Source organism: Ureibacillus suwonensis (assembly GCF_042655065.1).
Taxonomy (GTDB): domain Bacteria; phylum Bacillota; class Bacilli; order Bacillales_A; family Planococcaceae; genus Ureibacillus; species Ureibacillus suwonensis.
Genome location: NZ_JBHSNQ010000171.1, coordinates 1 through 18,035, shown reverse-complemented (window position 1 = coordinate 18,035; position 18,035 = coordinate 1). Strand labels below are relative to the sequence as shown.

Genomic DNA, 18,035 nt, shown 5'->3' with positions numbered 1-18,035 from the left:
TAAAGCAATATAAGAGGATTAAATATTTTTAAATGGAGGCAACCAGATGGTTGCCTACTAACTGTAAATTTTTGGTTCGATAACTTTATGACATTGGGCTCGAGCCTCCTCGGAGCTCAATCCTTCGTTCCTGCGGGGTCTCGAGACTCGGGCTGTTCCCGCAGGAGTCGCCCCGTCACTCCAATCAATTTTTTACAAAAATTCTTTTTGCAGCTCGTTCACTTTATTAGTTATGTCCCAGCCTCTCGCAGATAGCCCGCTATCTATATCCGATATCCGGCATAATTTGAAACGTATGTATAAACTCTTCCAAACATTTTTCACACAAATCAATTGAATAAATATATTGTCGCCTTTTTTCTGTTCAGCTTTCTTGGCTGGGTTTGGGAAAGCATTTATTGCACTATACGGGGACGGAAGTGGGCGAATCGGGGATTTCTATATGGCCCGATTTGTCCCATTTATGGATGTGGTTCGTTATTAGGGTATTTCCTATTTGATTTAATAAAAAACGGATATGTGCCAGATCTTGATTGGTGGATGATTTTTATCCTTGGTTTTATTGCCAGTATGGTTTTAGAATATCCGACTTCTTGGATTCTTGAAAAACTGTTCAAGGCCCGATGGTGGGATTATAGCCGTTACCCTTTGAACATCAACGGCAGGACAAGTGTGCCAACATCCATCGGTTTTGGTGCTGCCGCCATTTTGTTGATGAAATGCCTGATCCCTTTGGCGGATCAATGGCTTACTTTGATACCTGAAACTGTATTGAATATACTGGCCCTTATCCTTGTTTCCATGATATCCATCGATACAACATTGACCGTTTCGTCACTGACCGATTTCCAAAAACGGGTTTCTTCCATAGATGAAGCCTTCCAGCATCGTATGACGGACATTGTGAGCCGGGTTTATAACTATCAAACCGCTTTTTTCAATAAAGCCATTCAACGCATTGTCGTTTTTGAACTTCCTGAACGGAAAAGCCGCATAGCCAAGCATCTCCGGGAAAAACAATTTATCGAACTGATCAAGGATTACTACAATTCGGATATGGCCGGACAGATGGATAAAAACTTCGAGCATGGTGCGACCACCACGCGGGAACATTGTGAAAATGTGGCCTGGATCAGTTATTTGATCAACGAAAAATTACATCTCAACGCGAACGAAAAGGAATTGGTGGAAGCGGCCATGCTTCACGATTTATTTCTCCATCAATGGAAGACGGGAGATGCTTCTGATGAAGCGGATCATGGGATGGCCGGCAATCATGCGGAAAAGTGGGATAATGAAACACTGCGGAGCCATATGTGGCCAATCAAAATTTCAAAAATCCCAAAAAGCAGGGAAGCGATGATTATCTATTTTGCCGATAAATATTGCACCCTCATTGAAACCATTCGGATGAATAAACGGTTTGGACTAAGAAATTAAGGCAGAATGTTTCAAAAAAATAACCTTAATACATGTTAAGAAAGCGGGTAAGGGAAATCAATAAAGTATGAACCCGCGGAAATTTGTCAAAGATTTCAATAGAGGAGGTGTGAAAAAATGACGCAAGAAATCCTTTGCGAGGTAAACAATTGCAAGTATTGGGTTGATGGAAACAAATGTTCAGCCGAAAAAATTTACGTAGTCAGCCACACTGGAAAAGAAGCGAACACGACCGAAGAAACAGATTGCAAGACATTCACACCGGAGAATTAATGTTTATTGCCGTCTCGAAAGCCGGACACTTTCTGGACGGCTAATTTTTTGTTTCGGCATTTAAGGAGCAGTGACTTATCAGAATGCGAATATTCTTGGATCTTTCAATTATAGTATTGATAATTAGTATCATTTTCATTCAAATGTTTGCGATTATTATATTTTTCCTTGCGTACCAATATGGGGAATTCTGTGCTTTTTTATGATCGAATGAGATTTTTCCAATTTATCTTCAATGTAATCCAAAGAAAAACAACCGTATGGATCCGCAAATTCGCCGATTGCGCGGGACAGGTTGTCAACTACAACCCTTAAATCCTCAAACTGCCTCTGGTCTTCCAAAGAATTGATTTCATACATAATTTCATGGGCAAGGTGTTGAATCTTTTGAAGACGCACTTCTTTTTCCTGCACACATTTCCTCCTTTGCTTGGCATACAACAATCATTATATGGCGGAAGATTGAATAACATGAAAATACTTAGATAAAAAGGCAAAAGCATTGACTGTTTGGAAAACGGCAGCTCGATTATTTTCAGGCTGTTAATATAAAACATTTTCCAAAGTCAGTTAATCGCCAATCTGGATAAGAAAATCGCCGATGAGAAGAACATAATCGCCAAAGGGAAAAGTATCATGCCAGATTGAAGTCCCATTAAGAGAAACAGATCACTATTATGAATAGGAAATTTCCAAAGTTCGTTTTGAAATAAATGTCAGAATTTTTTATTAGATAGAGATGTTTTAAAATGATTAATAGTGGTACGATTTTAGAAAAGGGTTGAAAATATTTTCTTCTAATTGAAATTTAAGGGATATTTTGCAGTAAAATACTGAAAGGTTCCTTTTTAGCGGGAATAACGATGACGGATTTGAAAACAGAGGAGGGGTTGAAAGTGAGGCTTGCCGGCATCCTTTTTGGTGTAATAGCTGGATTATTCAGTATTGGCTTGTGGGTTATTTTTGTTTTTTATAATCCTTATTCATCCACACCAGTTGAAGGAAATACGGTGATGACGACATTTATGATGTTGTGTCTCCCTGCTTTATTGGCAATTTTTTCTTCATTCATCCAAAAAGAGTATCTGATGTTCATCGCTTTTATTTTGTCCTTGCCAATAAGTTTTTATTTATTTGGAACACCGGGGATCTTCCGTTTGTTTTTTGCATCCTGCATTGCCTATTTCATCGGTTTCCTTCTCCTGTTTTTTTCCAGGAAAAACAGAGTGCAGTTCTTTAAATCAGAAAAGCAATAATGTCAATGACCTCCCTCTCTCAAACCAGGATAAATTTCGTTTTTTAAAAAAATTTAAATAAAAGTGACTTTCAAACAAACATAAGTAAGTAGAGGATATGGAGAAGATGAGAAGACTGAGAGATGTATTTTATATCAATGCCAATTTTGAAGAGCAATCTTTCATTTATTATGGCATGGAGTTTCAAGAATTTATCAAGTATTGCCCCGTGGAATTGGAAAATCTTTTAATTACGGACGGGCAATTTATTACAAACGGATTTAATTATCATTGGAACTTTGAAACAGCAGAGGGAAAAGAGGGGATTTTGGAACTGACGGAAGAAGACATTTACGGTTTAGGCAATTTCCATTGGATCGATTACAGCAATGAAGAAGATTTGAACCAGTGTACGCCGGAAGAGCAGGCGGAAGTGTTGTACTTATCGCACTTTTGCAAACCGTTAAAATCGCCTTTTTTTGACCGCATCAATAATCAATTTGTCTATCTGGCCCATGACGACGGATGGTTTTGCAAACTCTATTGCCGGGACCTTTCAACATTTAAAGAAATCATCGCCAATAAAATTATCGGGGCCGTTTCGACGAATAAAAGAAGAAAAATTTATCCGATGTCGGATGAGGTGAAAAATCAGCTCTTTGAATTCACGAAAGAAGGATTGCTGATCGATTTTTCCCATATTTTTCGGGATAGCCGCTCCGTCGGTTTATATTTTTACGTGATTGGCCACTACAAAAATATGGATGAGATGTATAACAATCTGGAACGAAACAAACAAAGAGCAAAAGTGAGAGGTTATTTGGAACATAAAAATAAACAATGGAAAATTGATATTTGTTAATAAAAGCGGGTTGAGCGGAATGAAATTCGTGAGGAAATTGCCCAATGTGGATCCTGTTAAACACGAAGAGCTGATTCGGGCGCAATGGCATCCTTTAAAAGAACCAAAAACTTTTCTTGGAGCATTTTTATTATCCATCCCTTTTATGGTGATTGCGGTATGCATTTCGTTTTGGATTATCAAAACCTTTTCTGGCATTTCGCTTAGTGAGTTTGGGATTCATGATGACCGGATCCGTTTTTCGATTCCTATCAGTTCATTTTTATGGTTGCTTCTTTTATTGGTGCTGCATGAATTGCTTCATTTAATTTTTATACCAAATTTTATTCAATCGAAGAAAACCTATGTGGGAATAAATGGATTTGGAGCGTTTGTCACAACAGAAGAGGAAATAACCAAACGGAGATTTATTCTGGTTACGGTAACGCCTTACCTAATCATTTCAGTCCTGTTCCCGCTATTATTGGGGAAATTTGGCTTGCTTACACCGGCATTCAAGTTTTTCATACTTTTAAATGCAGCGGCCTCTTCCATTGATCTGCTCACCTTATTTCTTATCATTTTTCAAGTGCCGACTTATGTGGTTTTAGTTAATAATGGGACGCGGACTTATTGGAAAATAAAATAACAGCTGATTAAATCCGGTGATTATTAAATTAAGCTTATATAAATGGAATTTGTGATCAAACCCTTGCAAAAGGGGTTTGATTTTTTATGTTTTTGCAGGGGTGGCTGCGCCTATATTTTTGATTTTTTGTATTCTACTTTCTTCTAAAAGCATATACAATAACTGGAAAGGGGGCGCGTGTTGATGAGAAATATCGGATTGTATATTTTAAGCCCTGTGTTATCGTTTATTGCCGGAATCTTCTCATACATGCTTATTTTAAAATGGGTGTGGAATGAAACGTTAGGCGGGGATTTGGCTGCCATCTTGTTTTATGGCGGAATTATCTTTTTAACAATCTGTTTTCCAATTTATTTAGGAGTTATCCATTTGATCGATAAATGGTTTCATCAATACAAAGGGCTTCTGTATCCTCTTGGCTGCATGCTTGTATTTTTTATACCGACATTATTTCTGAACCTTTTATTTGGAAGTTTTGATTTATTGTCGCCTGAATCGATGCTGTTCCACTCATTTTTCTTGACGGCCGGATTCATTTTTGGGGTATGCCATTGGTGTTTAAAACACACGTTCATCTAGCTGGAAAATCTTTATGCGTGGTAATTAAAAAGTGGCATTCCCATAGGCAAATTAAAAACTATTGGATAAGGAAACGGATGAGATAACCGATTCAATGAAATTATAGGAAACTTCATATTTTGCAATTTTATACAAAAATAAATTATACTAATATTATAAGATTACTAATAGGAGGTTTTCTAATGGCAAAGGTTGCATTTTTACTTGCAAATAATTTCGAGGATTCAGAAATGAAAAATCCATATGAAGCGGTGAAAGAAGCAGGGCATGAAACGGTGATCGTCGGCTTGGAAAAAGGTGCGGAGTGCAAAGGGAAAAAAGGGACGGTTTCGTATACGGCGGATATCGGAGCGAGTGAAGCGAAAGCGGACGATTTTGATGCGGTTGTCATCCCGGGAGGAAGTTCGCCTGAAGCATTGCGGGTCAATGACGATGTTGTCCGTTTCGTAAAAGAAGTCAATGAACAGGGCAAATTGATTGCCGGAATCTGCCACGGTCCGCAAGTAATGATCAGCGCGGATATTTTAAAAGGAAAAGCGGCGACTTGCTACATCGGCATTCGGGATGATGTAAAACTGGCTGGTGCAGACTATCGTGATGAAGAAGTGGTTGTGAGCGAAAACATCGTCACATCCCGGACACCAAAAGATGAACCTGCATTTATCCGGGAAATTTTAGAAAAACTGAAATAATTAATATGCTGGTAAGTGCAAGATCAAATTATAGTCTAATACTAGGTTGGATTCAAAATAAAAACCGAACGATACTGAATCTTTTTGTTATAGTAGAGATTCAAGTAATCGTTCGGTTTTTATTTTGGCAGTACACCTTTTCCAAACCCGTTTATTTTAAAAAGAAGAAGTCATAAAAAGCAAAATTAAAACATTTAGATAATATGTAAAAGACAATAATTCAATATTTATGGAACTCTGTTTATATTCAACTGAAAAGATATGTAAAAATGCAATCTAAGAATAATCTTATTTTTTTCTGCCCATAATGGGATTGTTAACAATCAATAGGAGGCAGTCTTATGATAATAAATTGTCCTTCGTGTAATAGAAAGATAAAAATTAAAAAAAATGGTCATGGCAGATGTAAATGTGGAGCACATGTAAAAATAATCAAGTGAATTATAAAGATAAAAAAATCGAAAAAAATACAAATAAAAGTAGAATTTTTAAAATTAATATGTAAAAATATTAAAAAAGTTACATTTTCAGTGTCAAAAGGAGGTATGAATCATGAGATATTTATATAAGTTTTTCTATGAAGTAGAAAAAAATGAATTTGAAGATAAATATATACAAAGAATAAATTCAGATGCTGCCAAACGTTTAATGTTATTTATAAAACCAATGAATCAGCCAAAATCATTTCAACTATTCTATGTTCCAACTAATTATATAATTGATATTGTAGCTAAAATTTATAAATTATCCGGAGAATTAAATTTTATCTTTAATCAATTACCTAAAGTAGCAAAAGACCATTTCATTCTTGAATGTTTAGTTGAAGAATTATTTAATACCAATGAACTTGAAGGGGTAAAAAGTTCAAAAGAAGAAATTGCTAGAAGTGTTAAAAACATTAAAATGAATAAACATGTTAATAATAGATTTAATAGTATGGTAAAGTCATATATGAATTTAATTAATGGAAATACGTCGCTCCCTGCCAGTCCAGTAAATATAAGGAAAATATATGATGAAATAACTGAAGGTGAAATTGAGGAAAGTGAATTACCAGATGGAGAAATTTTCAGAAAAGAAGTTACACATGTATTAAAAAAATCGGGTACCGGTAAAGTTATACATAGAGGGTTAACTCCGGAAGTAAAGATTATAAATGAAGTAGAAAAATTATTAGTTTTTATGAATCAGTCTGATGAAGTTCCAGAAATAATAAAAGTAGCAATAGGACATTACTTTTTTGGTTATATACATCCTTTTTATGATGGAAATGGGAGAACTTCAAGATTTATTAGTAGCTTATATTTATCAAAAACATTAGGCAATATCCCCTCACTTTCTTTATCAAGGGGTTGTAACAAATATAAGACAAACTATTTAAAAGCCTTCGAAATTACTAATAGTATTGCAAATAGAGGGGAAATGAATTATTTCATTGATACATTTTTAGAAATTATTTTAAAAACTTTAAAAGAAATGCTTTTTGAATTAAAAGAAAAAGTTCAATTAATTGAAAGCGCTTATGATAAATTAACAAAAGATACTAGGATTAAAAAAGAAAAAAAATCTTTTGAATTTATGTTTATTTTAGCACAAAATCATTTCTTTCATTTTAATGATGGTCTATCTGTTAAAGAACTGTCCAATGAAATGAATATATCTGAAGTAACTGTTAGAAAAATTGCAAAAGATTTACTGGAAAAACAATTAATTAAACAAGTTGGAAAAAGGCCTGCATATTATATCATTGATCCTATTTATTTTGAAGAAACCTGAATAGGTTGCTTTAATGTCTGTTACCCTTTAGTGATTAACCTGTAATTATAAGGCGAATTTTAGAAAAAATGTATGAAGATTTTTATAAGTAGAGGGAGATTCCGGCCACCCCTCTCCTTTTTTATGATAAAAAGTATCAGTGCATGTGAACTGTTTAACGTTTTTGATTAAGTATTAATTAAGCTTAAAAGCAGAGGGTTGCATTTTTCTATCCAATCCTTATTGGACCGGGATAGTGGATGGTCCCCATTATCATCGATGATGTGCGTTTATATGGCATAATAAAAAGATTATAAGATGGTGAAGTCTAATGATCAGAAAAATGAAAAAAGAGGATGCGGATATTTTCTATTATTTGGCGGAGCAATTTTATGCTTCTGATGCCGTACTGCATCCCATCCCGAAAAAACATCACATTGATGCGTTCAATGAAATTATGCGTTCCAGTGTGTATCTGGAAGGGTATATTTTTGAATATAATGACCAGCCTGTCGGATATGCGATCACTTCAAAAATGTATTCCCAAGAAGCGGGAGGAATTATGCTCTGGATTGACGAAATTTATATTTTGGAGGAATATCGTTCAAAAGGATTGGGGAAAGAATTTTTCCATTATCTCAAAACAACACTTGATTCTTCAATTGTAAGATTGAGGCTGGAAGTGGAAAAAGAGAATGAAAGGGCCATTGAATTATACAAAAGTTTGGGTTTCGGTCCATTGGCATATGATCAGATGATTTTGGATATAAAAGATGGGTCAAGGAAATAAAATAATGGAACATCTTGGATACATCTCCTCTGTTTTTATCTGGAGGTGTTCTTTTTATAAGGAAAGAATACATATGAAAAAAATCCAGTAATCATGCGGGTTGCAACCGCCAGTTGACATATTTCCAATCCCGCTTTATAGAGTGCAACTGAACTTTTGAGTAGGATGTGATTGAACAAAGGAAAGACAATCAAAAAAATAAAAAAGGATGATGAACATGATATTAGCGGACAAAATTATTGAAGAAAGAAAGAGGAATGGCTGGAGCCAGGAAGAGTTGGCGGAAAAGCTTGGAGTATCAAGACAGTCCGTGTCCAAATGGGAAAGTGCCCAATCGGTTCCGGATCTTAACCGCATCATCAAGATGGCGGAATTGTTCGGAGTGACAACGGATTATTTATTGAAGGATGAAATAGAAAATCGGGAAACGCCGGAAGCTTTGACGGAAGTGGCGGAAGTGCCCGTAAAAATTCGCAAAGTCAGCATGGAAGAAGCGACGGAATTTTTAAAATTGCAGGAAAAACATGCACCGTTGATTGCCTTTGGGGTATCCTTATGCATCCTCTCTCCGGTGTTATTGATCCTTTTGGCAGGACTGGCGAACAGCAAGATCATTGGCATTTCGGAAAATGCCGCCGGCGGAATTGGAATTACCGCATTATTATCCATGATTGCCGTGGGCGTTTATATTTTTATTAAATGTGCGAATGAAGGGGAAAAGTATAAATATTTAGATAAAGAGGCCATTGAAACGGAATATGGAGTAAGCGGCATGGTGCGGGAGAAGAAAAATGCCTTTATGAGCAAGTTCAACTTATCGATTACCATTGGTGTCATTCTTTGCATTTTAAGCTGCTTGCCACTAATTATCAGCGGTTTTCTTATAGATGAAGTTTATATCATTTCGTCAATGGTTGCGTTACTTTTAGTCTTAATTGCGATTGCCGTGAATATGTTTGTAAGAGTTGGAATCATCCGCGAAAGCTATGAAAAACTTCTTCAAGAAGGGGAATACACATTAGGCAAGAAAAAATCATCGGTTGTGATTGGAAGAATCAGCGGTGCTTATTGGTGTGTGGTCGTTGCCATTTACCTTGCATGGTCACTCTTTAGCGAGAATTGGGACAATACGTGGGTTGTATGGCCGGTTGCAGGTGTTCTTTACGGGGCGTTCATATCCATCGTAAAATTGGTGATCAAAGCGGAAGAATAAAAACAACTTGGATCCCGGGTATCTGAAACAGAGCCCGGGATTTTTTTTGCCATTCACCCGCAACTGTCATTAGCGATCGGTGTAAATATTGGTTGCTACCGATTATGTATGGATTGTTTATCCCGTAGAAAAGAGTGATACAGTCAAGGATACATCATGTCGGTGCCGACAGCAAATGACGCAACCGTTGATTGCATCCACTTTTGGCTTTCTGATTGCCGATATTTTGCACGAAGAAAAGTGCCAGGAAATGAAGAGAAGGGTTCCTATTTTTAACAGCTGAAACACGCCTTTCTTACCAATAAAATTTTAATATTTAATTAAAAATACCTAAATACCTAAACAATAATACGAGAAAAAAGTTATAATATAAAAAAGACTTTAGATTCATAATATAGGTGGATTTTAATAAAAATTCCTGGTCTTTTCGTAATGTTAAGTTTGTTATTACAACATGATGTCAGTAAAGTTAAAAGGGTTGGTATCGTATGTCAATGAATTATGATTATTACGAAAGTAAAGTTGTATGCAATTTTTGCAAAAAGCAATATACAACGTATAAAGTGCGCCCCGGCCGTTATAAAGCCGCGGGGCAAGATTCGGATTTTATGCCGATTTACGAAGGGTTAAATCCACTTTTTTACGAAGTCGCCGTTTGCCCCCATTGCGGTTATGCGTTCCATAAATCCATGACCCGGACTTACGGACCTTTTATGTCACTTATTGAAGAAGACTATATAAAGAAATTGCAAAAAGTGATGGACCTATGCAAAGAACGGACGGTTGCTGAAGCGATCGCAAGTTTTCAATTGGCTTATTTGGTGGCGAAAGTTTCAATGGAAGAACCGCTGATTCTGGCCAACTTTGCCATGAAAATCGCCTGGCTGTATCGATTAATACATGATAAGGAGTCTGAGAATCGTTACCTCCATGCTGCAAGGGATCTATTCAATAAATCCCATACAAAAAGTAAAGAAAGCGAAGAAAGGATCCAATATTTGATTGCTGAAATCAGTCTGCGATTAGGGGATATTGAGGATGCGAAAAGAGGATTTTCCCGATTGATCACAGGCAAAGAAGTTTCAAATAAATACCGCAACTATGCAAAAAAACGGTGGGATGACTTCAAGTACGACCATCAAACGGTTGTAGGAGAAGGATGACATCAGGAAGAAAGGAGGAGTTGAAATGAAACTGCCTATCAAGAAAAAATTGGATTTATCGGAAGAAGAAATTTTTTCTGAATTGCATCACTTCCTATTAAGAAAAAATCATCGGCTGCTCAGCAATGAGGAAGTGGTCGAAAAAACAGGTGTTTCTCATGAGCTTATACATAAGTGGGTGAAAACGGGAAAATTAAAACCTACATTATTCCCAAACCTTGGCGCACCCTGTGAAAGATGCGGACAAATCACAAACTACTCCAAACTGTGCTTGGATTGTTCCATTACCATTACAGCCACCCTGGAAAAAGAAGAAAAGGAAAAAGAATGGTTCAGACAAATTCAACAAATGAATAGAAAGCATACATATCATTTGAAATAAAAGTTCGCAGGATATCAAGTTTTTTAGTGAAGGGATTATTACAATGAAAGGCACTTTTCCATAGGGGAAAATGTGCTTTTTTCTTTATTCATAAATGAAAGAAATTGAATGAAGGCGATAAAATTCATAGAAAGGATGAAACGTCCGGGAAACTGCAACGTCTTAAATGTAAAGTTATTGGGAGGGTAGCGATGGGTAAATATGGATTGCAAATGATCATAGGAATGGCACTTTTTGTTCTTTCCACATTTTTCGCATGGTATGAAGGAAGCGAAATAGTGGAAAACCCGTTTGAATGGAAATATTCAACTCCGTTTACACATTTAATGATGCAAGAAATTACGGATGGACGGAATATCAACCAATTGGATTATTTTGTTTATGCATTAAAATTTAGACCTTTATTTCCTGCCATGATGATTGTGAGTTTCATTTATATTTTAAGTGTGGCAGGCATTGTTCTGACAAAAAAGAAATCGAATTGGGCAAAATGTTATTGGGGCAGCCTGGGATTGATTTTGTTATTTTTCAGTATTGTCGTTTCCGATTCCTTCACTGTTGGTGACAGTCCTTTCTTTTGGATTCCATTGATCACCGGACTTTTCTTCATGGCGGCTTCATTATTGCAGTGGGTACGAAAAATGAAACAGCAGAATATGGAAATCACAAAGGTGATATGAAATGGGGAAAGGAGGATCTTGTAAAGCCATTTGGGTGTTTACAAGGTCCTCCTTCCTTTGACTGTTCATTCCTCATAGATCATTTTTCTTGTCATTCCGCCATCTACAATCAGATTAACACCTGTGACGAAATCATTTTCTTTCGCCGTCAAATAAAAACATGCCCGCGCAATATCATCCGGTTTTCCTACCCGTTTGGATAAATGCTGCTCGTGATCGATTTTACGCAACTTTGAATAGTCGCCTGTTTCAATCCAACCCGGCGAAATGGCATTCACAGTAATTCGATATTCGCTGAATGAAGCGGCAAGGGCATGGGTCAAAGCGATGATTCCGCCTTTTGATGCGGCGTAAGCTTCCGAATTCGGTTCGGACATGATGGCCCTTGTGGAGGCGATATTCACAATGGAACCGCCTGCTTTGTTCTTCCGCATATATTTTGCCGCTTCCCTGGATGCCAAAAAGACACTTCTTAAATTCGTGTTGATGATATCGTCCCATTCTTCGATCGGCAATTCAAAAGGGGACTTGAATACCGATACCCCTGCATTATTGATCAAAATATCGATTCGGCCGAATGTCAGATTTGCTATTTCCATTAAGCGGACAATTTCTTCCTCATCTCTGACATCCGTTTTGACAAAAAGCGCGTTTCCACCCTTTTCTTTGATTGCATCCACCGTTTTTGCCCCTGCTTTTTCATCAACATCCGCGACAATGACATTGGCTCCTTTTTCCGCATAAAGCAACGCAATCCCTTTTCCGATCCCGTTCCCAGCGCCTGTAACGATCACGGTTTTATTTGAAAAATCCATATGATTTCCACATCCTTATTTTCTATTATTGAAAATATTAACATATACATTCCGTTGATGAAACAGTTATCCGCCTTGTTGAATTTGAGCAATTGTAACGGGATTGGCATGGGGCTTAACATATCGATGCGTTTTTGTGGGGATTAAAAAAATGTTGACATTCTAATAGAATATTTTTATATTAAACATATAAGAATACTTTATATTGAAAAACGCTTCTTTTCGGCGTTCTTTTATCTGTTTAAATACCTAGTAAGTAAATAAGGATAGTAAACAAGACTTACCAGACAACTGGAGGTCTTCATTCATGGCATTGTACCATGATGGGGGTCTCTTGTTGTCTTTTTTTGTTGGGAGGAAGTTATTTATGGGGGTACAAATTCAAATCCTTGAAAAAAGCTTTCAAATGGAACAAGAGCGCAAACTTGTACTTGATGGCATTGATTTGCATCTTAATAAAGGTGATTTTTTAACCATTATCGGTCCAAGCGGATGTGGTAAAAGTACTTTGTTGAAAATTGTAGCTGGACTGGATACCGAATATCGGGGAGTTGTGCTGGTAAATGGCCGTCAAATCGTGAAACCGGGAATCGCCCAAGGTTTTATTTTTCAAGAGCATCGTTTATTTCCATGGTTGACGGTTGAACAAAATGTTGCGGCAGACTTGAATTTGAAAGATCCGGAAGTTCGCAAAAAGGTAGATGAAATGCTGGAAATCGTTAGATTAAAAGGATATGAGAAGGCGTATCCGAGCGAAATATCAGGCGGTATGTCACAAAGGGTGGCCATTGCGCGGGCACTCATCCGGGATCCGGAAATTTTGTTGCTTGATGAGCCCTTTGGTGCCCTTGATGCATTCACACGCGGGCATTTGCAGGATGTTCTCATCGATATTTGGCAGCAAAAAAACATTACAATGCTGCTTGTAACCCACGATATTGACGAGGCGGTATATCTTGGGACGGATATCGCAATATTGCGTGCAAATCCGGGAAGAATCCAAAAACTTGTGCATGTTGACTTAAGTTATCCACGCTCAAGAACAAGCCCGGCTTATCAGCAGATAAGGCAGCGGGTGTTGCAAGAATTCGAAAAATCGGAAAATGAAAAATATATCGACGGATATGGGATTTAGGGGGAATGATGTATGAAAAAAAGATTCTTATTGTTACTGACAATCATCGGACTGCTGTTGGCGGCTTGTTCATCCGGTTCAGAAAACCAAAGCAACAGCGAAGGCACATCTTCAGCGAAAACAATTAATCTGGGAATTCAACAAATTCTATCTCCTTTATGGATAGCGAAAGAAAAAGGTTGGTTGGAAGAAGCGTTTAAAGAGGTCGGAGTTGAAATTGTTTGGACTGAATTCCAAAGCGGTCCCCCTCAATTTGAAGGTATTGCCGCAGGAAAGTTGGATATTACAGAAGTAGGGAATACACCACCGCTTTCAGGGCAAGCGGCAGGCATTGATTTTAAAGAAATAGCGTTATTATCCAAAGGTAAAACCAATAATGCAGTTTTAATTCCGGAAGATAGCGACATTAAATCTATTAAAGATTTAATAGGAAAAAAAGTTGCCGTTGCGAAAGGAAGCAGTGCTTACGGTTTGTTATATGAAGCGTTCGAAAAGGAAGGCGTTGATCCATCAAAGGTTGAAATTATTCAACTTCAACCGGATGAGGCTCAACCGGCCTTTGAAAATGGTTCGGTTGATGCATGGGCTACATGGGAACCGTTTATTTCATATCAGACTGTTGGGAACAATGCAAAAGCATTGATCAAATGTGAGGATATTGGCGTATTTAGTCCGGTGTTTACAATTGCTCGTACAGATTTTATTGAAGAAAACCCGGAGTTGGTATCTATTTATTTGGAAGTTTATAAAAAGGCGACCGATTGGTTGAATGAGAATCCTGAGGAAGCGGTCCAATTTTTTGCGGACCTAAAAGGAATTGACCCGGTGATTGTGGAGGAAGTCTTAAAAAATACACCATATGAAATGCAAGTAATTGATGAGGATGTCATTTCCAGTCAACAAAGAGTGGCGGATTTATTTGTAGAGCAAGGCGTGTTTAGCAATGGAATCAATGTAGAAGAAGTAGTGGAGAACAAATTTGCTGAAAAACTGTTAAAAGGTGGTGAGTGATTTGGTCCGTGCACAGGCAATGAAGCAGCCGATTGCAAGCGGGAAAAAAGCGAGAAAATCAACAGCCGCTTGGGGAAAAGGATTGGTTTTCCCACTAGTTGTCATCATCATTTGGCAAATTGTTTCTTCAAGCGGTCTTGTTTCCGTTACAGTCCTTCCAAGCCCGCTTCAAATTGTAACCACTTTTTATCACTTGATTATTAGCGGAGTGTTATTGGAACATTTGCAGATTAGCATCTATCGTGCTGCAGCCGGCTTTTTGCTCGGAGGAAGTATCGCCTTAATTCTTGGTTTTCTTGTCGGTTTCTCAAAGCAATTTGAAAGTTATTTGGATCCAACGATGCAAATGTTGCGAACAATTCCAAGTTTGGCGGTGACTCCATTATTTATCTTGTGGTTTGGATTTGATGAATTATCGAAAATATTGCTCATTGCGTTCGCTTCATTCTTTCCGTTATATGTCAACACTTATAATGGCATACGTTCAGTCGATATGAGGCTTTTTGAAGTGGCGCAAGTACTGGAGTTCAACAGATGGAAAAAGCTCACAAAATTAATTTTGCCGTCTGCACTGGGCCACATTCTTGTCGGAATCCGCCTATCGCTCGGGATTGCCTGGCTTAGCCTTGTCGTAGCTGAGCTGATGGGTTCCAGTTCCGGTGTCGGCTATATGATTATGGATGCACGGCAGTTTTCCCAGACTGATAAGGTGTTTGTCGGCATTATCATTTTCGGGGTGGTTGGTAAACTGACCGATTCCCTTGTCCGTTTATTGGAGAAAAAATTGCTGAAATGGCAAACCAACTTTGAAGGTGTTGAATAACAAATTCTTATAAAAAGGAGAGAGTGTGATGGACTTTTTCTGGTTTATTCCAACTTATGGAGACGGCAGATATTTAGCTACAACGAAAGGTGCACGCGAAACAAATTTCCCGTACATTAAACAAATAGCTCAAGCAGTTGATGAGCTGGGCTACGAAGGGGTATTAATACCGACGGGCAAGCCATGCAATGATCCGTGGGTGACAGCGTCAGCGCTGGCCACAGTTACGCAAAAATTGAAGTTTTTAATTGCGGTCCGTCCAGGGGTGATGAAACCGACTGTTGCGGCACGCATGACAGCGACACTCGATCAAATTTCAAACGGACGTTTATTGATTAACGTTGTTGCCGGAGGAGATCCGGTGGAGCTTGCAGGTGATGGCATCTTCGCTTCCCACGATGAACGATATGAAGTGACAGATGAATTTTTGGATATTTGGCGTGCCTTATTAGCTGGGGAAAAAGTGAATTATGAAGGCAAGCATTTAAAAGTGGAAGGCGGGGAAATCATGTTCCCTGGCATCCAAAAACCTCATCCTCCGATTTTCTTCGGGGGTTCATCCGATGCGGGAATCAAAGTGGCGGCAAAACATTCCGATGTGTACTTAACATGGGGGGAACCGCCTCAACAAGTGAAAGAGAAAATTGACAAAGTGCGTGAAGAAGCGGCAAAACATGGCCGTGAAGTGGAATTTGGATTGCGTGTTCATGTCATTGTCCGCGAAACGAATGAAGAAGCGTGGAAAGCTGCCAATGACCTAATTAAATATGTGGATGAGGATGCGATTCAAAAAGCGCAACAAGTGTTTAGCCGCTACGATTCAATCGGCCAAAAGAAAATGACGGAGTTAAATAAAGGGGATCGCAGCAATTTGGAGATATATCCAAATTTATGGGCAGGAGTCGGCCTTGTGCGCGGAGGCTGCGGAACAGCGATTGTCGGCGATCCGGAAACGGTGGCGGAACGCATTCGCGAATACCAGTCAATTGGAATTGATAAGTTTGTATTATCAGGCTATCCTCATTTGGAGGAAGCATATCAATTTGCTGAACTCGTGTTCCCGCTGCTCGGGTATAAGCAAGATAAACAATCAACCGGCGCTCCAAAAGGGGAAGTCGTTGGTTATGATTATACGGCCGAGAAATTGGCGCGGGTATAAACTTTACATGACAATTCAGTTTGCAAAAGCAAAGCGAATGGGGGAAGACAAAGGTTCCCTTCATTCGCTTTATTTTTTGAATATGTGGAGTGCAGGATACTTCAAGTGATTGGGGTTTCTGCTTTGTGCCGTGTCAGTGAAAACGGTGATAAATCGATTCCCGTTTCTTTCCGTTCAACCAAGTCCGCCATCAACTGACCGGTGATCGCGCAAAGTAAAATCCCGTTTCGGTAATGGCCGGCAGCGACAAACAATCCCCGCCGTTCCGGATGTTCCCCGAAGTATGGCAAGCCGTCTTTTGTCTGTGGCCGGATTCCGCTCCACGTGTTGATCCATTCCGATTGTTGTATGTCCGGAATGAGGGTGGTCGCGCGGTGGAGCAAACTCATCACCCCGCCTGCTGACACACGCCGTTCAAATGTATCCGGAGTGGAGGTTGCGCCAATCAGCAATTGATTGCCCCGCTTCGGCACGATATAGCAGCCGTTTTTGGCAAATACGGTCGACTGCAGCAATGGAACATGAGTGCGCACCATGATGCATTCCCCTTTGACCGGGTACACAACAAGTGGAAGGCCGAGGGATGTACCGAGCCGCTCAGTCCAGGCACCGGCGGCGACGACAACAGCCTCGGCAGCAAACGTTCCAACCGTTGTATCCACGAGATGGATGCCTGCTTCGGACCGAATGTTTAATACTTCTGTATGTTCATACAATTGGGCGCCGGCTGAAATTGCAGCATATGCAAGGGCTGTGGCCAAATCCGGGGCGCTTACTTGACCGTCTCCTTCAATATATATGGCACCAGCAATTGCTTCTTTTGCAAGAGACGGCTCCATTTCAACCGCTTCTTCATTCGTCAGCCACCGCACCGGTTCAACTGTTCCGCGCCAGAATGCATAGTGGCGTTGAAGCTCTTCCGCCTCTTCCTCAGTGGCCGCTATTTTGATCATTCCTTTTTCAACAAGACCGATATCAATCCCCGTCCGCTCCCTCAACTCTTCAGCCAGGGACGGCATAAGGGCCCGGCTTTGCAAGGCGAGCGGCACGAGGGGACTTGGCGAGAAAAACTCCGATTGTGCTCCGAGCATACCGGCAGCAGCACGGGATGCTTCACAAGCCATTGTTCCTTTTTCAAAAATTGCGACGCGATGATGCCGTTTGGAAAGTTCAAAGGCGATCGCGGCACCAATCACTCCGCCACCGACAATTACTGTGTCATAACGTTGTATAGTCATTGGATCCACTCCTTTTATTCAATTGCTTTGTTTTAAAATCAAAACCACCCGTGTGAACGGGTGGTTTGTTCTGCGGCTAGAAGCCTTTATTACTGGCCAACCCCTAAAGGGGCATCGAATGGTTCGCCAACCGCACTACTTTTCCAGCTGACCCTTAAAGGG

Annotated in this window: 20 protein-coding genes; 17 read left to right on the top strand and 3 right to left on the bottom strand. The window is 39.1% G+C overall.

The annotated features are described in order from the left end of the window. Positions 1-333: 333 nt before the first annotated feature. Both ACFPOH_RS12905 and ACFPOH_RS12900 read left to right on the top strand, forming a co-directional pair. Complete coding sequence (locus ACFPOH_RS12905) at positions 334-1,440, top strand: putative ABC transporter permease (protein ID WP_390310014.1); 1,107 nt, start codon at positions 334-336, stop codon at positions 1,438-1,440. 117 nt (positions 1,441-1,557) lie between these two features. Continuing rightward, on the top strand, positions 1,558-1,713 hold the full coding sequence (locus tag ACFPOH_RS12900; protein WP_342468402.1) for a DUF1540 domain-containing protein: 156 nt from the start codon (positions 1,558-1,560) through the stop codon (positions 1,711-1,713). 156 nt (positions 1,714-1,869) lie between these two features. On the opposite strand, the gene ACFPOH_RS12895 is transcribed toward ACFPOH_RS12900, so the two are convergent. Then, the gene (locus ACFPOH_RS12895; RefSeq protein ID WP_342468403.1) at positions 1,870-2,127 is read right to left on the bottom strand and encodes a hypothetical protein; all 258 of its coding nucleotides are present in this window, start codon (positions 2,125-2,127) and stop codon (positions 1,870-1,872) included. A gap of 449 nt (positions 2,128-2,576) precedes the next feature. On the opposite strand from ACFPOH_RS12895, the gene ACFPOH_RS12890 reads away from it, so the two are divergent. From ACFPOH_RS12890 to ACFPOH_RS12840, 11 genes are all read left to right on the top strand, one after another. Then, positions 2,577-2,969 (top strand): hypothetical protein, encoded by a 393-nt coding sequence (locus ACFPOH_RS12890; protein ID WP_390310011.1) that lies wholly within the window; start codon positions 2,577-2,579, stop codon positions 2,967-2,969. Positions 2,970-3,075: 106 nt separating this feature from the next. Beyond that, the gene (locus tag ACFPOH_RS12885) at positions 3,076-3,810 is read left to right on the top strand and encodes a hypothetical protein (RefSeq protein ID WP_342580487.1); all 735 of its coding nucleotides are present in this window, start codon (positions 3,076-3,078) and stop codon (positions 3,808-3,810) included. A gap of 19 nt (positions 3,811-3,829) precedes the next feature. Next, positions 3,830-4,438 (top strand): DUF3267 domain-containing protein, encoded by a 609-nt coding sequence (locus ACFPOH_RS12880; protein ID WP_390310009.1) that lies wholly within the window; start codon positions 3,830-3,832, stop codon positions 4,436-4,438. A gap of 183 nt (positions 4,439-4,621) precedes the next feature. Beyond that, positions 4,622-5,017 carry a hypothetical protein gene (locus ACFPOH_RS12875; protein ID WP_390310007.1) on the top strand — a complete coding sequence of 132 codons (396 nt, stop codon included), beginning with the start codon at positions 4,622-4,624 and terminating at the stop codon, positions 5,015-5,017. Positions 5,018-5,199: 182 nt separating this feature from the next. Next, the gene (locus tag ACFPOH_RS12870; RefSeq protein ID WP_390310005.1) at positions 5,200-5,709 is read left to right on the top strand and encodes a type 1 glutamine amidotransferase domain-containing protein; all 510 of its coding nucleotides are present in this window, start codon (positions 5,200-5,202) and stop codon (positions 5,707-5,709) included. 552 nt (positions 5,710-6,261) lie between these two features. Further along, on the top strand, positions 6,262-7,485 hold the full coding sequence (locus ACFPOH_RS12865; RefSeq protein WP_390310003.1) for a Fic family protein: 1,224 nt from the start codon (positions 6,262-6,264) through the stop codon (positions 7,483-7,485). A gap of 310 nt (positions 7,486-7,795) precedes the next feature. Beyond that, a complete protein-coding gene (locus ACFPOH_RS12860; RefSeq protein WP_390310001.1) occupies positions 7,796-8,254 on the top strand; it encodes a GNAT family N-acetyltransferase in 459 nt (152 codons plus the stop codon). A 217-nt stretch (positions 8,255-8,471) separates the two neighbouring features. After that, on the top strand, positions 8,472-9,467 hold the full coding sequence (locus tag ACFPOH_RS12855; protein WP_342468412.1) for a helix-turn-helix domain-containing protein: 996 nt from the start codon (positions 8,472-8,474) through the stop codon (positions 9,465-9,467). Positions 9,468-9,955: 488 nt separating this feature from the next. Beyond that, positions 9,956-10,630: a DUF2225 domain-containing protein gene (locus tag ACFPOH_RS12850; RefSeq protein ID WP_390309998.1), complete on the top strand. Its 675-nt coding sequence runs from the start codon at positions 9,956-9,958 to the stop codon at positions 10,628-10,630. Between the two features lie 25 nt (positions 10,631-10,655). Beyond that, complete coding sequence (locus ACFPOH_RS12845) at positions 10,656-11,012, top strand: hypothetical protein (RefSeq protein ID WP_342468414.1); 357 nt, start codon at positions 10,656-10,658, stop codon at positions 11,010-11,012. Positions 11,013-11,203: 191 nt separating this feature from the next. Beyond that, complete coding sequence (locus tag ACFPOH_RS12840) at positions 11,204-11,692, top strand: YjdJ family protein (RefSeq protein WP_390309996.1); 489 nt, start codon at positions 11,204-11,206, stop codon at positions 11,690-11,692. A gap of 65 nt (positions 11,693-11,757) precedes the next feature. Here the strand turns inward: ACFPOH_RS12840 and ACFPOH_RS12835 are convergent, their stop codons facing one another. Further along, positions 11,758-12,507 (bottom strand): glucose 1-dehydrogenase, encoded by a 750-nt coding sequence (locus ACFPOH_RS12835; RefSeq protein WP_342580482.1) that lies wholly within the window; start codon positions 12,505-12,507, stop codon positions 11,758-11,760. A 367-nt stretch (positions 12,508-12,874) separates the two neighbouring features. Here ACFPOH_RS12835 and ACFPOH_RS12830 point away from each other — a divergent pair, with 367 nt between their 5' ends. The 4 genes from ACFPOH_RS12830 to ssuD are packed head-to-tail and all read left to right on the top strand — an operon-like array spanning position 12,875 to position 16,635. Next, positions 12,875-13,642, top strand: coding sequence for an ABC transporter ATP-binding protein (locus tag ACFPOH_RS12830; RefSeq protein WP_342580481.1), 768 nt, complete (start codon positions 12,875-12,877; stop codon positions 13,640-13,642). A gap of 12 nt (positions 13,643-13,654) precedes the next feature. Beyond that, on the top strand, positions 13,655-14,653 hold the full coding sequence (locus ACFPOH_RS12825) for an aliphatic sulfonate ABC transporter substrate-binding protein (protein ID WP_390309994.1): 999 nt from the start codon (positions 13,655-13,657) through the stop codon (positions 14,651-14,653). A 19-nt stretch (positions 14,654-14,672) separates the two neighbouring features. Next, positions 14,673-15,476 carry an ABC transporter permease gene (locus ACFPOH_RS12820; protein WP_390310016.1) on the top strand — a complete coding sequence of 268 codons (804 nt, stop codon included), beginning with the start codon at positions 14,673-14,675 and terminating at the stop codon, positions 15,474-15,476. A gap of 28 nt (positions 15,477-15,504) precedes the next feature. Next, on the top strand, positions 15,505-16,635 hold the full coding sequence (gene ssuD / locus ACFPOH_RS12815) for an FMNH2-dependent alkanesulfonate monooxygenase (RefSeq protein WP_342580479.1): 1,131 nt from the start codon (positions 15,505-15,507) through the stop codon (positions 16,633-16,635). Between the two features lie 101 nt (positions 16,636-16,736). On the opposite strand, the gene thiO is transcribed toward ssuD, so the two are convergent. Beyond that, positions 16,737-17,873, bottom strand: coding sequence for a glycine oxidase ThiO (gene thiO, locus ACFPOH_RS12810; protein WP_390309991.1), 1,137 nt, complete (start codon positions 17,871-17,873; stop codon positions 16,737-16,739). Positions 17,874-18,035 lie beyond the last annotated feature (162 nt).

What these genes read in the sequence shown, in the direction of transcription:
- thiO (WP_390309991.1), bottom strand. Translation starts at nt 17,873, where the DNA reads ATGACTATACAACGTTATGACACAGTAATTGTCGGTGGCGGAGTGATT.
- ACFPOH_RS12880 (WP_390310009.1), top strand. Translation starts at nt 3,830, where the DNA reads ATGAAATTCGTGAGGAAATTGCCCAATGTGGATCCTGTTAAACACGAA.
- ACFPOH_RS12885 (WP_342580487.1), top strand. Translation starts at nt 3,076, where the DNA reads ATGAGAAGACTGAGAGATGTATTTTATATCAATGCCAATTTTGAAGAG.
- ACFPOH_RS12865 (WP_390310003.1), top strand. Translation starts at nt 6,262, where the DNA reads ATGAGATATTTATATAAGTTTTTCTATGAAGTAGAAAAAAATGAATTT.
- ACFPOH_RS12875 (WP_390310007.1), top strand. Translation starts at nt 4,622, where the DNA reads ATGAGAAATATCGGATTGTATATTTTAAGCCCTGTGTTATCGTTTATT.
- ACFPOH_RS12850 (WP_390309998.1), top strand. Translation starts at nt 9,956, where the DNA reads ATGTCAATGAATTATGATTATTACGAAAGTAAAGTTGTATGCAATTTT.
- ACFPOH_RS12840 (WP_390309996.1), top strand. Translation starts at nt 11,204, where the DNA reads ATGGGTAAATATGGATTGCAAATGATCATAGGAATGGCACTTTTTGTT.
- ACFPOH_RS12835 (WP_342580482.1), bottom strand. Translation starts at nt 12,507, where the DNA reads ATGGATTTTTCAAATAAAACCGTGATCGTTACAGGCGCTGGGAACGGG.
- ACFPOH_RS12830 (WP_342580481.1), top strand. Translation starts at nt 12,875, where the DNA reads ATGGGGGTACAAATTCAAATCCTTGAAAAAAGCTTTCAAATGGAACAA.
- ACFPOH_RS12870 (WP_390310005.1), top strand. Translation starts at nt 5,200, where the DNA reads ATGGCAAAGGTTGCATTTTTACTTGCAAATAATTTCGAGGATTCAGAA.
- ACFPOH_RS12855 (WP_342468412.1), top strand. Translation starts at nt 8,472, where the DNA reads ATGATATTAGCGGACAAAATTATTGAAGAAAGAAAGAGGAATGGCTGG.
- ACFPOH_RS12860 (WP_390310001.1), top strand. Translation starts at nt 7,796, where the DNA reads ATGATCAGAAAAATGAAAAAAGAGGATGCGGATATTTTCTATTATTTG.
- ACFPOH_RS12820 (WP_390310016.1), top strand. Translation starts at nt 14,673, where the DNA reads ATGAAGCAGCCGATTGCAAGCGGGAAAAAAGCGAGAAAATCAACAGCC.
- ACFPOH_RS12900 (WP_342468402.1), top strand. Translation starts at nt 1,558, where the DNA reads ATGACGCAAGAAATCCTTTGCGAGGTAAACAATTGCAAGTATTGGGTT.
- ssuD (WP_342580479.1), top strand. Translation starts at nt 15,505, where the DNA reads ATGGACTTTTTCTGGTTTATTCCAACTTATGGAGACGGCAGATATTTA.
- ACFPOH_RS12845 (WP_342468414.1), top strand. Translation starts at nt 10,656, where the DNA reads ATGAAACTGCCTATCAAGAAAAAATTGGATTTATCGGAAGAAGAAATT.
- ACFPOH_RS12890 (WP_390310011.1), top strand. Translation starts at nt 2,577, where the DNA reads ATGACGGATTTGAAAACAGAGGAGGGGTTGAAAGTGAGGCTTGCCGGC.
- ACFPOH_RS12825 (WP_390309994.1), top strand. Translation starts at nt 13,655, where the DNA reads ATGAAAAAAAGATTCTTATTGTTACTGACAATCATCGGACTGCTGTTG.